This is a genomic window from Thomasclavelia sp. (assembly GCF_047249845.1).
Lineage (GTDB): Bacteria > Bacillota_I > Bacilli_A > Erysipelotrichales > Coprobacillaceae > Thomasclavelia.
Window position 1 is genome coordinate 13,530 of sequence record NZ_JBKTWO010000039.1, and the last position, 13,579, is coordinate 27,108.

General features: G+C 29.5%; 10 protein-coding genes. 9 read left to right on the forward strand and 1 reads right to left on the reverse strand.

Annotated elements, in window-relative coordinates:
- Positions 1-4: 4 nt before the first annotated feature.
- The 7 genes from ACLR9T_RS10160 (at position 5) to ACLR9T_RS10190 (ending at position 11,627) form a co-directional block, all read left to right on the forward strand.
- Positions 5-913 (forward strand): primosomal protein DnaI, encoded by a 909-nt coding sequence (locus ACLR9T_RS10160; RefSeq protein ID WP_413109431.1) that lies wholly within the window; start codon positions 5-7, stop codon positions 911-913.
- 108 nt (positions 914-1,021) lie between these two features.
- Positions 1,022-1,981 (forward strand): 6-phosphofructokinase, encoded by a 960-nt coding sequence (gene pfkA / locus ACLR9T_RS10165; protein WP_413109432.1) that lies wholly within the window; start codon positions 1,022-1,024, stop codon positions 1,979-1,981.
- A gap of 38 nt (positions 1,982-2,019) precedes the next feature.
- The gene (gene pyk / locus ACLR9T_RS10170) at positions 2,020-3,456 is read left to right on the forward strand and encodes a pyruvate kinase (protein ID WP_413109433.1); all 1,437 of its coding nucleotides are present in this window, start codon (positions 2,020-2,022) and stop codon (positions 3,454-3,456) included.
- A gap of 169 nt (positions 3,457-3,625) precedes the next feature.
- Positions 3,626-9,769 carry a glycoside hydrolase family 2 TIM barrel-domain containing protein gene (locus ACLR9T_RS10175; protein WP_413109434.1) on the forward strand — a complete coding sequence of 2,048 codons (6,144 nt, stop codon included), beginning with the start codon at positions 3,626-3,628 and terminating at the stop codon, positions 9,767-9,769.
- A 152-nt stretch (positions 9,770-9,921) separates the two neighbouring features.
- Positions 9,922-10,767, forward strand: coding sequence for a hypothetical protein (locus ACLR9T_RS10180; protein ID WP_413109435.1), 846 nt, complete (start codon positions 9,922-9,924; stop codon positions 10,765-10,767).
- Positions 10,760-11,197 (forward strand): hypothetical protein, encoded by a 438-nt coding sequence (locus ACLR9T_RS10185; protein WP_413109436.1) that lies wholly within the window; start codon positions 10,760-10,762, stop codon positions 11,195-11,197. Before ACLR9T_RS10180 ends, ACLR9T_RS10185 begins: the two co-directional genes overlap by 8 nt.
- A 187-nt stretch (positions 11,198-11,384) precedes the next feature.
- A complete protein-coding gene (locus ACLR9T_RS10190; protein WP_413109437.1) occupies positions 11,385-11,627 on the forward strand; it encodes a hypothetical protein in 243 nt (80 codons plus the stop codon).
- Between the two features lie 259 nt (positions 11,628-11,886).
- On the opposite strand, the gene sspI is transcribed toward ACLR9T_RS10190, so the two are convergent.
- Entirely contained in the window at positions 11,887-12,087 is a 201-nt protein-coding gene (sspI, locus tag ACLR9T_RS10195) for a small acid-soluble spore protein SspI (RefSeq protein ID WP_413109438.1), read from the reverse strand.
- Positions 12,088-12,141: 54 nt separating this feature from the next.
- On the opposite strand from sspI, the gene ACLR9T_RS10200 reads away from it, so the two are divergent.
- Together ACLR9T_RS10200 and ACLR9T_RS10205 are read left to right on the forward strand one after the other, a co-directional pair.
- Positions 12,142-12,807, forward strand: a complete 666-nt coding sequence (locus tag ACLR9T_RS10200; protein ID WP_413109439.1) for a M48 family metallopeptidase — start codon at positions 12,142-12,144, stop codon at positions 12,805-12,807.
- Positions 12,804-13,529: a TrmH family RNA methyltransferase gene (locus ACLR9T_RS10205; RefSeq protein ID WP_413109440.1), complete on the forward strand. Its 726-nt coding sequence runs from the start codon at positions 12,804-12,806 to the stop codon at positions 13,527-13,529. The genes ACLR9T_RS10200 and ACLR9T_RS10205 overlap by 4 nt, the downstream gene beginning before the upstream one ends.
- Positions 13,530-13,579: the final 50 nt, after the last annotated feature.

A 13,579-nucleotide genomic window follows, 5' to 3' on the forward strand; every position in this document is an offset into this window, starting at 1 on the left:
TAGCATGAAAAATATTCAGGATCTAAAATTATTTACTGAGGATCTTAATTTTAATAAAAATAAAGAAAATAGTATTAATGAATTATTAAGTGACAATAATATTGTTAAGGTGTTAGAAAAATATCATTTAACTCGTAGTGATATTGAAGAAAATTGGATAGAATTTTTAGATTATAAAGAAGACCTAGATATTTGTAAAGGGTGTAGATCATTAAAAAAATGTCCTAAGATATCTAAGGGAATGGTTCGTCAGTTTAATTATCAAGACGATGAGATCAGTTTATCGCTAACGCCTTGCCGATATGGGCAGACACATTTTAACAATCAAAATATTTTAAACAGTATTTTACTTAAAAATGTTAATAATCGTATTTTACTTACTAAACCAAGTGATTTAACATTTAAACAGGATCCTGAAAGTAATGGTACAGCAATAATTAAAATGATGAGTGATTATATTAAAAATCCTACTCATAAAGGATTTTATCTTTATGGTAGTGGTGGTACAGGTAAAAGTACTATTATGGGATTTTTAATTCGTTGTTTAGTTATTAAAGGATTTAAATGTGGTTTTATTCATTTTCCTACTTTTTTAATGGATTTAAAAAATTCATTTGGAAATGAGGGTATTAATAGTTCAATCGAATTAATGAAAAATTTAGATTATTTAGTTATTGATGATGTAGGTGGAGAGAGTGTTACACCATGGTCAAGAGATGAAGTACTTTCGGCTGTTTTGGCTTATCGTTTACAAAATGATAAAGCTACTTTCTTTACTAGTGAATACTCTTTGGAGAAATTGAAGAAGCTTTATACTTTAAAGACTAGTGATAAAGAAAGGGTTGAAAGATTGATTTCGAGAATGAAAGCGGTTAGTATTCCGTTAGAGCTAAAAGGTAAGGATTTACGATAAAAAAATATTAATGTTTTAATACAAAATATTAAAGATTTGATGGAAACATCAATCTTTTTGTGTTAAAATGTCTTGGAAATAAAAATGTGGTTATTAGGAGGAAAAACAATGGTTAAATGTATTGGTGTATTAACATCTGGTGGAGATGCTCCTGGAATGAATGCTGCTGTTCGAGCTGTAGCTAGAACATGTTTAAATAAAGGTATAGAAGTATATGGGGTTCGCTTAGGTTATAAAGGATTATATGAAGGTGACTTTATTAAGTTTGACCGTCATAGTACACGTAATATTATTAATTTGGGAGGAACATTTTTGAAATCTGCCCGTTTTCCTGAATTCAAAGATCCTGAAATTAGAAAAGCTGCAATTGAACAAATGAAAAAAGTAGGAATAGAAGCGTTAGTTGTTATTGGTGGGGATGGTAGTTACACTGGTGCTTTAAAACTTACTGAAATGGGTGTGAATTGTATTGGTATTCCAGGAACAATTGATAATGATATTCCAAATACAGATTATACGGTTGGATTTGATACAGCATTAAATACAATTGTTGATGCTTTAGACCGTTTAAGAGATACATCAAGTTCACATCAACGTTGTACTATTCTTGAAGTAATGGGGCGTCGTTGTGGTGATTTAGCTATTAATGCAGGAATTGCTGCAGGGGCTGAAATGATTATTACAAGTGAGATTGGTTTTGATGAAGAAAAAGTAATTGAGAGATTAAAAGCATCAAAAGAATCTGATAAAAAACATGCAATCGTAGTTATTACTGAGCATATTACAGATGTAAATGAACTAGCTAAAAAAGTTGAAGCTGCAACAGGATTTGAAACTCGTGCTAATGTTTTAGGACATATGCAAAGGGGTGGACGTCCTTCAGCACGTGATCGCGTACTTGCTTCTCGTATGGGGGTATATGCAGTTGAATTGTTAGAGGCTGGTAAAGGCGGTCTTTGTGTAAGTGAAGTGAATGGTGAAATTAAAGGATTAGATATTATTGAAACATTATCTCAAAAGCGTAAGACGGATTTTGGTATTTACGAAGATGCAATGAAACTTCGTTAATATAAATAAATATATGTAAAGGTGAGGATAAACAGGATATGGTATTTGAATTAAAAGAAAGAAAAAAGAAAACTCGTGTTGTTTGTACAATTGGTCCTGCAAGTGAAAATGAAAAAATGTTAAGAAAATTAATTCTTGCAGGAATGAATGTAATGAGACTTAATTTTTCGCATGGTGACTTTGAAGAACATGGGGGAAGAATTGTTACAGTTCGTAAATTAAGTAAAGAATTAAGTAAGAATATTGCGATTTTATTAGATACAAAAGGACCAGAAATTAGAACTGGTGATTTTGTAGGCGGTAAAACAGAATTTAAAAAAGGACAAGTTGTTACTATTTGTCAAGAAGATATTGAAGGTACTAGTGATCGTTTTACTATTACATACAAAGAATTATATAAAGATGTTAAACCTGGTGGTTTCATTTTAGTTAATGATGGTCAAGTAGAATTATTAGTTGACCATGTTGAAGGAACTGATATTGTTTGTGTGTGTGCAAATGATGGAATCGTTAAAAATAAACGTGGTATTAATGTGCCGGGAATTAAATTAGGATTTGATTATTTATCACCAAAAGATACTGCTGATATTACTTTTGGTTGTGAACAAGGAGTTAATTTTATCGCTGCTTCTTTTGTTAGACGTGCTCAAGATGTTTTAGATGTAAAGAAATTATTAATTGAAAATGGCCATCCGGAAATTCAAATTATTGCTAAAATTGAAAATAGCGAAGGTGTTGAAAATATGGATGAAATCTTAAAAGTAGCAGATGGAATTATGGTTGCTCGTGGAGATTTAGGAGTTGAAGTACCTGCTGAAGATGTACCTTTAATTCAAAAACAATTAATTAAAAAATGTCGTGCTGCTGGTAAAGTTGTTATTACTGCTACTCAAATGTTAGATAGTATGCAAGAAAATCCAAGACCAACTCGTGCTGAAGTAAGTGACGTTGCTAATGCTATTTATGATGGTACTGATGCAATCATGTTATCTGGTGAATCTGCTCAAGGTAAATATCCTGAAGAAGCAGTTATGACAATGACTAAGATTGCTTTAAAAACAGAAGAAACATTAGACTATAGTTCTTTATTAAGAAAAGCAATTAGAACTGCTCCAGAAGATCCTTCAGAGGCTATATGTATGTCAGTTGCAGAAATTGCTTCTAAATTCAAAGTATCAGCAATCGTAGTATATACAGAAAGTGGTTCAACTGCAAAACGTGTATCTCGTTATCGTCCTGAATCAATGGTAATTGCTGCTACACCATATGAGCCAGTAACTCGTTCTTTAGCTTTAAATTGGGGTGTAAAAGGTGTTGTTTGTAAACAAATGACTGATCGTGCTTCACAATTAGAATATGCGCAAATTTTAGCTAAAGAAAATGGTGTTGAACCAGGTGAACAAATTTTGATTACTGCTGGTACACCAGGTGTTGGAGGAACTACTAGCTATTTAGAATTAGTAACTGTAAAATAATAAATTAAGGCTTGTCATGAGCCTTTTTTTGTATAATTTTTTTTGAGAAATGTAAAATATTATATCAAAAAAATAAATTCTTCTCCCTAGATAATAAAATATTGTATTACAATTTTTAAGCTTTACTAATAAAATATGTAGTATAAGGGAAAAGGAGGAGGATAAAGAAATGAAGAAGATTATGCCTTCCATATTAGTTAGTGCATTGACTGTTAGTTGTCTTGCAGCATCAGGACAAATTTTAGTTAGTGCAGCTAGCCCATATGAAGGAGAGTTATGGTACGATGAGTTAGAAATAGTAGAAGAAAATAGAGAATATGCACATTCTAACTTTATTCCGTATCATGACGCTAAAGTTGGAATGGATAATGAAAAATCAACATTATCAAAAGACCCTTCAAAATCTAATTATTATGCATCATTAAATGGTGAGTGGGATTTTAAATTCGCTCAAAATCCAGCTGGTCGTGTTAGCGATCCAGATGATGATACGATTGATTGGGATAGTGAAGGATGGGACAAAGTTAGTGTGCCTAGTACTATTCAAGCGATTAGAAATGAAGATGGTAGTTTTAAATATGAACCACCAATCTATACTAATCAACAGTATCCATGGCAAAATTTTGAAAGTGTTGAAATGGATCCGAATGGAGCTCATGCGCCTACTGTAAATAACAGTGTGGCTCATTATCAACGCAGTTTCAAAGTAAGTGATGATTGGGATGGACGTCAAGTATTTGTATCATTCCAAGGTGTTGAGTCTGCTTTTTATCTTTATGTAAATGGACATAAAGTAGGATATGGTGAAGACAGCTATACTGCCGATGATTACAATATTACCCCTTATTTAAACACAAATGCTGATGGCAGTATTGCAGGACAAGAAAATACTATCTCTGTTCAAGTATATCGCTGGTCAAAAGGTAGTTATTTAGAAAATCAAGACTTTATTCGTTTAAGTGGTATTTTTAGAGATGTATTCTTATATTCTAAAGATACAGTAGAATTAAGAGATTTCTTTATTAAACCAGAATTAGATGAAAATAATCAAGATGCAACATTAACTATTGATGCATCTGTAAGAAATCTTGCGAGTGCAACAGGTGGAAAATACACTGTTGAAGCACAACTTTATTCAAATGAAAATGATGATCCAGTTTTAGCAAATCCAATTAAAATGGAATATAATTTAGACCCTGCTAAAGAAAATTTAGAGGAATTAGTTGATGACTTAGGTGTTGAAAAAACTGGTAAAGCAAATGTTACTAATCCTAAGAAATGGTTTGCAGATTCGCCTAACTTATACCGTGTAGTACTTCAATTAAAAGATAGTAGTGGTAAAGTTATTGAAACTGCAGTTCAAAGAATTGGATTTAGAAAAATTGAAAATGTTGTTATCAATGATGCTGGTCAACAACAAATGCAAATTAATGGTGAAAAGATTATGTTCCGTGGAACAAATCGCCATGAAACTTCTTTAGAAAATGGTCGTGCCTTGACTAAAGAAGAAATTATCACTGATTTAAAAATGATGAAAGAGCACAATGTAAATGCTATTCGTACTTCACATTATCCAAATAATGTTTTAACTTATGAATTAGCTGATGAATTTGGTATTTATATGTGTGACGAAGCTAATATTGAATCTCATATTGGTTCTAGTAATGGTGATATTCCTAATACAAAAGTTTGGAATAATGAAGTCATGAGTCGTACTCAAAACATGGTTGAACGTGATAAGAATCATGCTTCAGTTGTAATCTGGTCTTTAGGAAATGAAGCGACTTATAAAAATTATACTTTAAATGATGATTTCCCATTCTGGAATTCTACTAGATGGATTTTAGAAAGAGATCCAAGCCGTATTCGTAAATATGAACGCCAAAATCGTTATGGAGCTACCCGTGAAGAATCAATGGTAGATATTTATAGTACACAATATCAGAGTGTATCTTGGATAGTTTCACATGTAACAAATAAAGCTAACAAATTACCATATATCCAATCTGAATATGCTCATTCTATGGGTAATGCATTAGGTAACTTAAAAGAGTATTGGGATGTATTCCGTACATATGACAATGCTCAAGGTGGTTTCGTATGGGATTGGATCGATCAATCAGTTGAAACTAAAGTAATTAATACTGAAAGTTATGCCGTAACTGATGCAAAGACAAATACTAAAGGTACAGTTGTTGGTTCTTTGATTGACGGTAGAAATGGAACAAAAGCAGTAAATGGCTATGTTACACTTCCTGCTAAAACTCAATTAACTGCTAATTCAAGCACTGGACTTACTTTAGATGCTTGGGTAAAATCTAATGGAACTACTGGTGACCAGGCAATCTTGTCGAAAGGTGATACTGGTGGATATAACTTAAAGATTTCAAAAGGAACAAATATTGAATTCTTTGTAAATGGATGGACTACTGGTACACTTACTATGCCGATTCCAGCTGATTTTACAGATGGAAACTGGAAACATTTAACAGCAACATGTGATGCTAATGGTAACTATAAATTATACTATAATGGTGAGTTAAAAGCTCAAGTAGCTAATAAAGCTACAGCACCTTTCGATACAAATGGTTTAAGTGTTGGTGTTGGTTATGATCCAGAAAACTCTGGTCGTTCATGGAATGGAGCGATTGATAGTGTTAAAGTATTAAACAAAGCTTTAACTGCTGAAGAAATTGCTATATTAGATAGTATGAGTGAAACCGATGCAAGTGTTGTTTATGCAATGGATTTTGCAAATGATAAGATTTCTAATACTGGAACTAATTATGATGCTGAATCATATTGGGGATATGGTGGAGATTGGAATGATACTCGTGTAAACAGTGGCGATTTCTGTGGAAATGGTATTGTCAATGCAGATCGTACTGCTGGTGGTAAAGTTAAAGATGCTAAAAAAATCTTCCAAGAAATTAATTTCTATAATGATGGTAAAGCAACTGATGGTACAGTACGTATTGTCAATGAATTCTTAAATACTAATTTAAATAGCTATAATGTTACTTGGCGATTTAAAGAAAATAACAAGGTATTAAAAGAAGGTACTTTAACTGATGAACAAAAGGATTTAGCTCCTTTATCAGAAAAAGAAATTACTGTAGAATTACCTGAGGTACAAAAAGCTGAAGGTAAAGATTATTTCTTAGAATTTGATGTTACTTTAAAAGAAGATCAAATTTGGGCTGGTGACTATAATGGTCATGCAGGCGATACTATTGCATATGAACAAATCAATCTAGCTTATGTTACTACAATTACACAACCTGCAATTGATGGTGATAATGAATTTAATAATGTTGAAGAAACAGATGAAGCATTAAATATTACTGGTAATGTTGATGGTAAAGATTTTGCCTTATCATTAGATAAGACAACTGGTTATATTTCAGATTATACTTTTGCTGGTAAAACATTAATGAATGAGGGGCCAACCCCTAATTATTTCCGTGCTACTATTGATAATGATCCAGCTAATGATCCAAATCTAGCTAATACAAAAGATAATTTCAATGTATCTAATGTAAAAGTAACTAAGAACAATAACAATTTGGTTCAAGTTGAAGTAACTGGAACTCTTAAGGGAAATAATTCCCCTAATACTATTAGTTATCAAATTTATGGTAATGGTGAAGTTGTAGTAACTAATACTGTTACGCCAGCAACTACTATTGCTAATAATTTAACACGAATTGGTATGAAATTTAATGTACCAACTGAATTTAGTAATTATAAATATTATGGTCGTGGACCATTTGAAAACTATAGTGATAGAAATACTGCAGCGTTAATTGATGTATATGAAACAACAGTTGATGCAATTGATGGTGAAAATAAATATTTAAAACCACAAGAAAATGGAAATAGAACTGATGTTCGTTGGGCTGCTGTAACTAATGATGATGGTGTTGGTTTCATGGTTGCTGCTCAAGAAGATATGAGTAGTTCTGTCTCACGTTATGAAGATGAAGATATGGATGGAAAACGCCATATGTATCAAGTTCCAAAATCTGATCATATCGTATTTAATGTTGATCAAGTACAACGTGGATTAGGTGGGGCAGCTTGTGGTCCTGGACCTTTAGATCAATATACTCTTAAAAAAGGACAAACTTATTCTCATACCTTTAGAATCGTTCCTATCAATACAAATGATACAGATACATTGATGGAACAAAGTAATAAAAATACACAATCAAGTTTACCAATTAAATCTATTTTAGTTAATGGAGAAGAAATTAATGGATTTGATGTAAATAAAGATTCATATGAAGTTAAATTATTAAAAGGTTCATATGATAAACTTCCTGTAGTTGATGTAGTTACTACAGATGGTAAAGTTGTAGTTGAAGAATTTAAACAACCAGATAGTTTACCAGCTGTTGTGGTTATTAAAGCAACTTCAAGTTATGGTATTACAAAAACTTACACTATTACATTTAGAGAAGTAGATGAAATGTATGTTTCAGATATGGATTGGACACTTGATCAAGGTGGTTATTTCGCTAATGGTCGTGATCAATGTGATTCTAACCCAGTGTCATTATACGTAAATGGTGTTGTAACTGATTTTGCTAAAGGTGTTGGAGTTCATGCACCAAGTAAAGTTGGAGTAGATATTAGTGGTAAAGGATACACTAATTTAAAAGGTATTATTGGTATCAACTCTAATCAAACCGTTACTGGTGAAGATAGAGCTGATGTAATCTTTAAAGTAATTGCAGATGGAGAGGAAATCTATAACTCTGGTTCTATGAGAGCTATGCAATCAAAAGAAATTGATGTTGATGTTACAGGTAAACAAAATATTATCTTAAATGTTGACACTAATGGTGCTGATTACAATGACCATGCTTCATGGGCAGAACTTAGATTCACAGTAGAAAGTACAGATGTTGTAGATAAAGCTAAATTACAAGAAAAATATGATGAATATGTAGTTTATAATGAAAGTGATTATACTTCAGAATCTTGGACAGCATTCAAAGCTGCTCTAGATAATGCTAAAGCTGTTTTAGATAACGAAAATGCAACTCAAAAAGAAGTTGATAATGCTAAAATAGAATTAGAAAGAACTGCTGGATTATTGGAAGAAGTAATTATTCTAGATTTTAGTAAATTAGAAGAACAAATTGCTTTAGCTGATGTAATTAATCAAAACTTATCTAATTATCAAGATGGAGCAGAAAAAACAGCATTTGTAGATGCATATGGTGCAGCTAAAAATGTTTTATCTACTGCTAAAACTCAAGAAGCAATTGATGATGCTGTAACAGCGTTAAAAGATGCTATTGCTAATTTAAAAGAAGTAGTTGTTTTAGATAAAGAAGCACTTAATGAAGCAGTAGTTGATGCAAGTGGAATTAATTTAGATTTATATAAAGATGGACCAGCTAAAGATGCATTTAAAGCAGCATTAACAAATGCGTCTGAATTATTAAATACTGCGACTACTCAACAACAAATTGATGATGCATTAAAAGCATTAAATGATGCAATTGATGCTCTTGAAAAGATTGATGTTGAAGGACAAGCTAATAAATTAGCTTTACAAATAGCAGTTGAAGTAGCTAATAAAGTTACTGAAAAAGATCTAGAAAATGTTGTACCTGCAGTAGTTGATGAATTTAAGGCAGCATTAGCAAATGCCAAAGCTGTTATGGAAAACAATGAAGCTACTCAAAGTCAGGTTGATAATGCTTTTGACCGCCTAGCTAATGCAATGCATATGTTAGAGTTCTATAAAGGAAATAAAACAGATCTAAATAAACTGGTAAGTCAAATAGAAGGTTTAAATCCAGCAGATTACAGTGAAACATCATGGAATGCAATGCTTCCAGTATTGAACGGAGCTAAAGATGTTATAGCAGATGAAAACGCAATGCAGGAAGAAGTAAATGAAAGCTATACAAAATTAATCAAAGCATTCCTAGAATTAAGATTAAAACCAAATAAAGATTTATTAGAAGATCTAATCAATCAGGCAAACCAGCTAAAAGCAGCAAACTATACAGCAAGAAGCTGGCAAGCATTACAAAAAGAAGTAGAAAATGCAAACAAAGTATTAGCAAATCCAGAAGCAGACTATGCAACAGTAGAAAGAGCGATAGAAAGCTTAAAAGGAAGTATGGAAGGATTGGAAGCTAAGGAAGAAACACCAGTAACTCCAGGAGATACAGGTGGAAAAGGAAATGCTATCAAGACAGGAGATTCAAATAATATGAGTCAACTAGGAGCAGTAATGCTATTAGCGGGAGCAGCAGTAGCAGTATTAAGAAGAAAGAAAGTTGAAGAATAATTTTCTGAGGAACTGTTAGTAGAGAACCTACAACAGTTCTTTTTTTGTTATAAACTTAGATATAAAAATAAGAGTTGTCGATTTGTAAGAGATTCTTTTTCTTTCTATATACATTAAAATAAGTTATAATATACTACAGCAGGTGATAAATTATGAATAAAAAAAATAAACAAAATTTATTTATTACAATTATATTTACTTTGATAGTTTCAATGACATTATTTTATATGTATGATAATTTTGCTTTTCAAACATATAGTGAAGTTGTGTATTATGATTATTTATTAAGTGGTGAAAATGATGATGTAAAAGTTGAAAATATTGAAGCATATCACAATGAAGATAATTTTTCTTTAGGTGATGGGAGAATTATTTTTAAAAATAATGATATGATTGAAACTAGTATAGTTCCGGTTGTTAAATTAATATTAAAAGGTAATAAACAAAAATTTGAATATGAAGTAGAATTAAGTGATTATTCTAAAGACAAGTTGGATTATTCAATCGATAAAATAATTAAAGATAATAAAAAAATAAAATTAGATAATATTGAAACAGCACAATTATTAATAAATATAAATGATAAAAATATTAATAAATTAAATTTAGAAATAACGCCAATAGAGCAATTAGAGGGTTCTAATAAAGAATATCGTATTGAAAACGCTAGTATTTCTAAAAAGATGATACGTTTAGGAAACTTAAAAACTACTAATGAAAATATTATAAAAGAATATCCTATGATATCATTAGAATATCGTTATTTAAAAGATCCGAAAAAAGAAAAAGAAAATAATGATAATTATGTGGTTTTTAAAAAAATATCAGGACTAAGCAAAGATTTAGTTAATTCAAATAATTATGGAACATATTATTTAGACACTGGTAATTTTAAAAATAAAGATTTAAGTGTTGTAATAATATTTAGTAATGAAAATGATAAATTTGCTTTTTCAATTGATTTAATTACTCGTCAAGTAGGTGATTATTATGGATAAATTAAAAAAAGATTTTATAATATTTTATTTGGCTCGAAATGCTATCGCAACATTTATTATTACATTGTGTTCTTTTGTATATGACTTTTCAAATTATTTTAATATGACTATAGTCAGAGCAATTATTAAAATATTTACAGATAATTTATATATAACTACATACTTTTTATTGTTATGGATATTAAATTATTTATTATTTGAAGTGTATAAAATTATTATTGATACTTTTCGAAATAAAGATAAAACACATGCAAAAATCATTATTAAGGGAAAGAGTTTAGTTTCTTATGGTACAGTAATCCCCTTGATTATTTTAATAATTATATCAATAATTGATTTTAATCAGTTATTTAAAATCAATTTTATTTTATTGGCTATATTTATGTTAATAAGATCAATTAAAGAAGAAGTTAAATATTATAAAAAATAATCACATATTAACTTTTTGCTTCTTGCTGTATTTTGTGGTAATAACATAAAAAATTCTGATCAATTAAGGTGAGTATTATAAAAAATACACATAACAATCAGTTTTTATAGAGAGTAACGATATTTTAACTCTTCATTTGATCAAGAAGAGAAATGCATAAATGAACAGGTTACAATTAAAATATTAAATGTTGATAACTGACTTAAGATTTTATGATTTATCTGTAGGGGAGAAACAAAAAAATTTTATTGTTCTAAATGTTTATTTGATTGGAATTAGTATATGTGAGGAATTGAGTGAACTTTTTGTGATAAAAGCAAATAATGTCGCAGGAAGACTCTGTGAATCACCTGGTTTTTTATTTATGATGAAGATGGGAAAGAATAAAGAAGAAAATTGGAAATTAAATACATTAAATAAATACTTGTAAAAATGTGATACTTTTATATAACAATACGCACGTTTTACTTAGGATGGTAGCAATAAAGTATATTTTATACAGTATCTTTCTTGTCATCTGTTAAGTTATCATAAATCGATAGTATATTGAATTTACTTACTGAAAAAAAATATTGTTATTTTCGCACTCAATCTTACAGAATTATGTTGTAAGGATTTTAAAGAGGATTATGAGGAGGATTTGCAAACCTATCATTATTATCTAAATGAAAAATAGACTCATTACGAGTCTATTTCAGTAAATTGCATAAAGAGTTTACAATTTCATCTTTTTGAGTATTATTTAAGGAATTATAATATTCCTCAAATAATACTCCTAATCCTGGAAGAATTGTTTCTTCTCTAGAAGCTATACCTTCATCAATAATTCCTTTTAATTCATTAAAAGAACTGTTATGCAATTTAGTTAGTAATGCATTACGAATATCCATATTATCACTCCTAAATTATTATAGGAATATTATTGGATTTTATACGAGGAAATTATGGAAAAAAGACAAATAAAATTAAATAATCAAATTATAGAATATCAATTAAACATAAAAAAAATAAAAAGATGTTATTTAAAGATTGTTTCTGGTAAAGTCATTGTAAATAGTTCACCTGTTTTTTCAATTAATGATATTGAGAAATTAATTTATGATCATAAAGAGATTATTTTAAAACAGATTAATAATTATTTTCCAAAGTATGATTATGTTGATAGAGGGTATGTATATATTTTTAATCAATACTATCAAATAGTTTTAAAAGATTTAAATGAATATAAAGCTGTTTTTCATGATAATAAAATTTATGTTTATCATCATAAGATTCAAGAGACGATTGAAATTGAATTAAAAAAGATACTATATGAATACATATTTGAACAAATAAATTATTATTTAAATAATGATTTTAATCTTATTGTTCCTCTAATTGAAATTAAAAAACTTAAATCTCGTTGGGGAGCTTGTTTTCCAAGACAAAATAAAGTATCCTTTAATTTAGCCTTGGTTCATATAGAAAAATATTTGATTAATTATGTAATTATACATGAATTATGTCATTTTATTCAGCCGAATCATTCAAAATTATTTTATCAAGAAATAGAAAAACGTATGCCTGATTATAAAGTGAAAATAAAAAAATTAAAGGAGATTGGAATATGATTACTTCGACAACTAACAATACTATTAAGATGTTAATTAAATTAAAACAAAAAAAATATCGAGATAAATTAGGATGTTATTTAGTAGAAGGTGAACATTTAGTTGCAGAAGCTTTAAAGGTTAAACAAGTTGAATATCTAATTTCGACAAAATCGATTGATAGTGACATCCCAGTAATCTTAGTCAGTGAGGAGATAATGGCTAAATTAGCTTTTACAAAATCACCACAAACAATAATGGCAAAATGTGTAATTAATAAAAATGAAGAATTAATTGAGGGGAAACGTTATTTAATTCTGGATGATTTACAAGATCCAGGAAATATAGGAACATTAATTAGAACAGCGTTAGCATTTTCAATTGATCAAGTTATTTTATCAAATAAATGTGTGGATTTATATAATGATAAATTATTGAGGTCAATGCAAGGTGCAAATTTTCATATAAGTTGTATATATAGGGATTTAAGTAAGGTGATTCCAATTTTAAAAGATAAAGGAGTTTGTATTATAGGAAGTGCACTAGAAAATGGAGTAGATATAAAAAAGATTCCGATTAGTAAAAAGATGGCCTATATAGTTGGTAATGAAGGCAATGGGATGAATAAGGAAATATTAAGTAAATGTGATCAAATTGGCTATATTCCAATTAAGACAATTGAATCATTGAATGCTGCGATTGCTGGAAGTATAATGATGTATTATTTTAATGAAAATGAATAAAAAGAATAAAAGTCGAAAAAAGAAAAAAAATAAGGAAAAAGTATTTACAA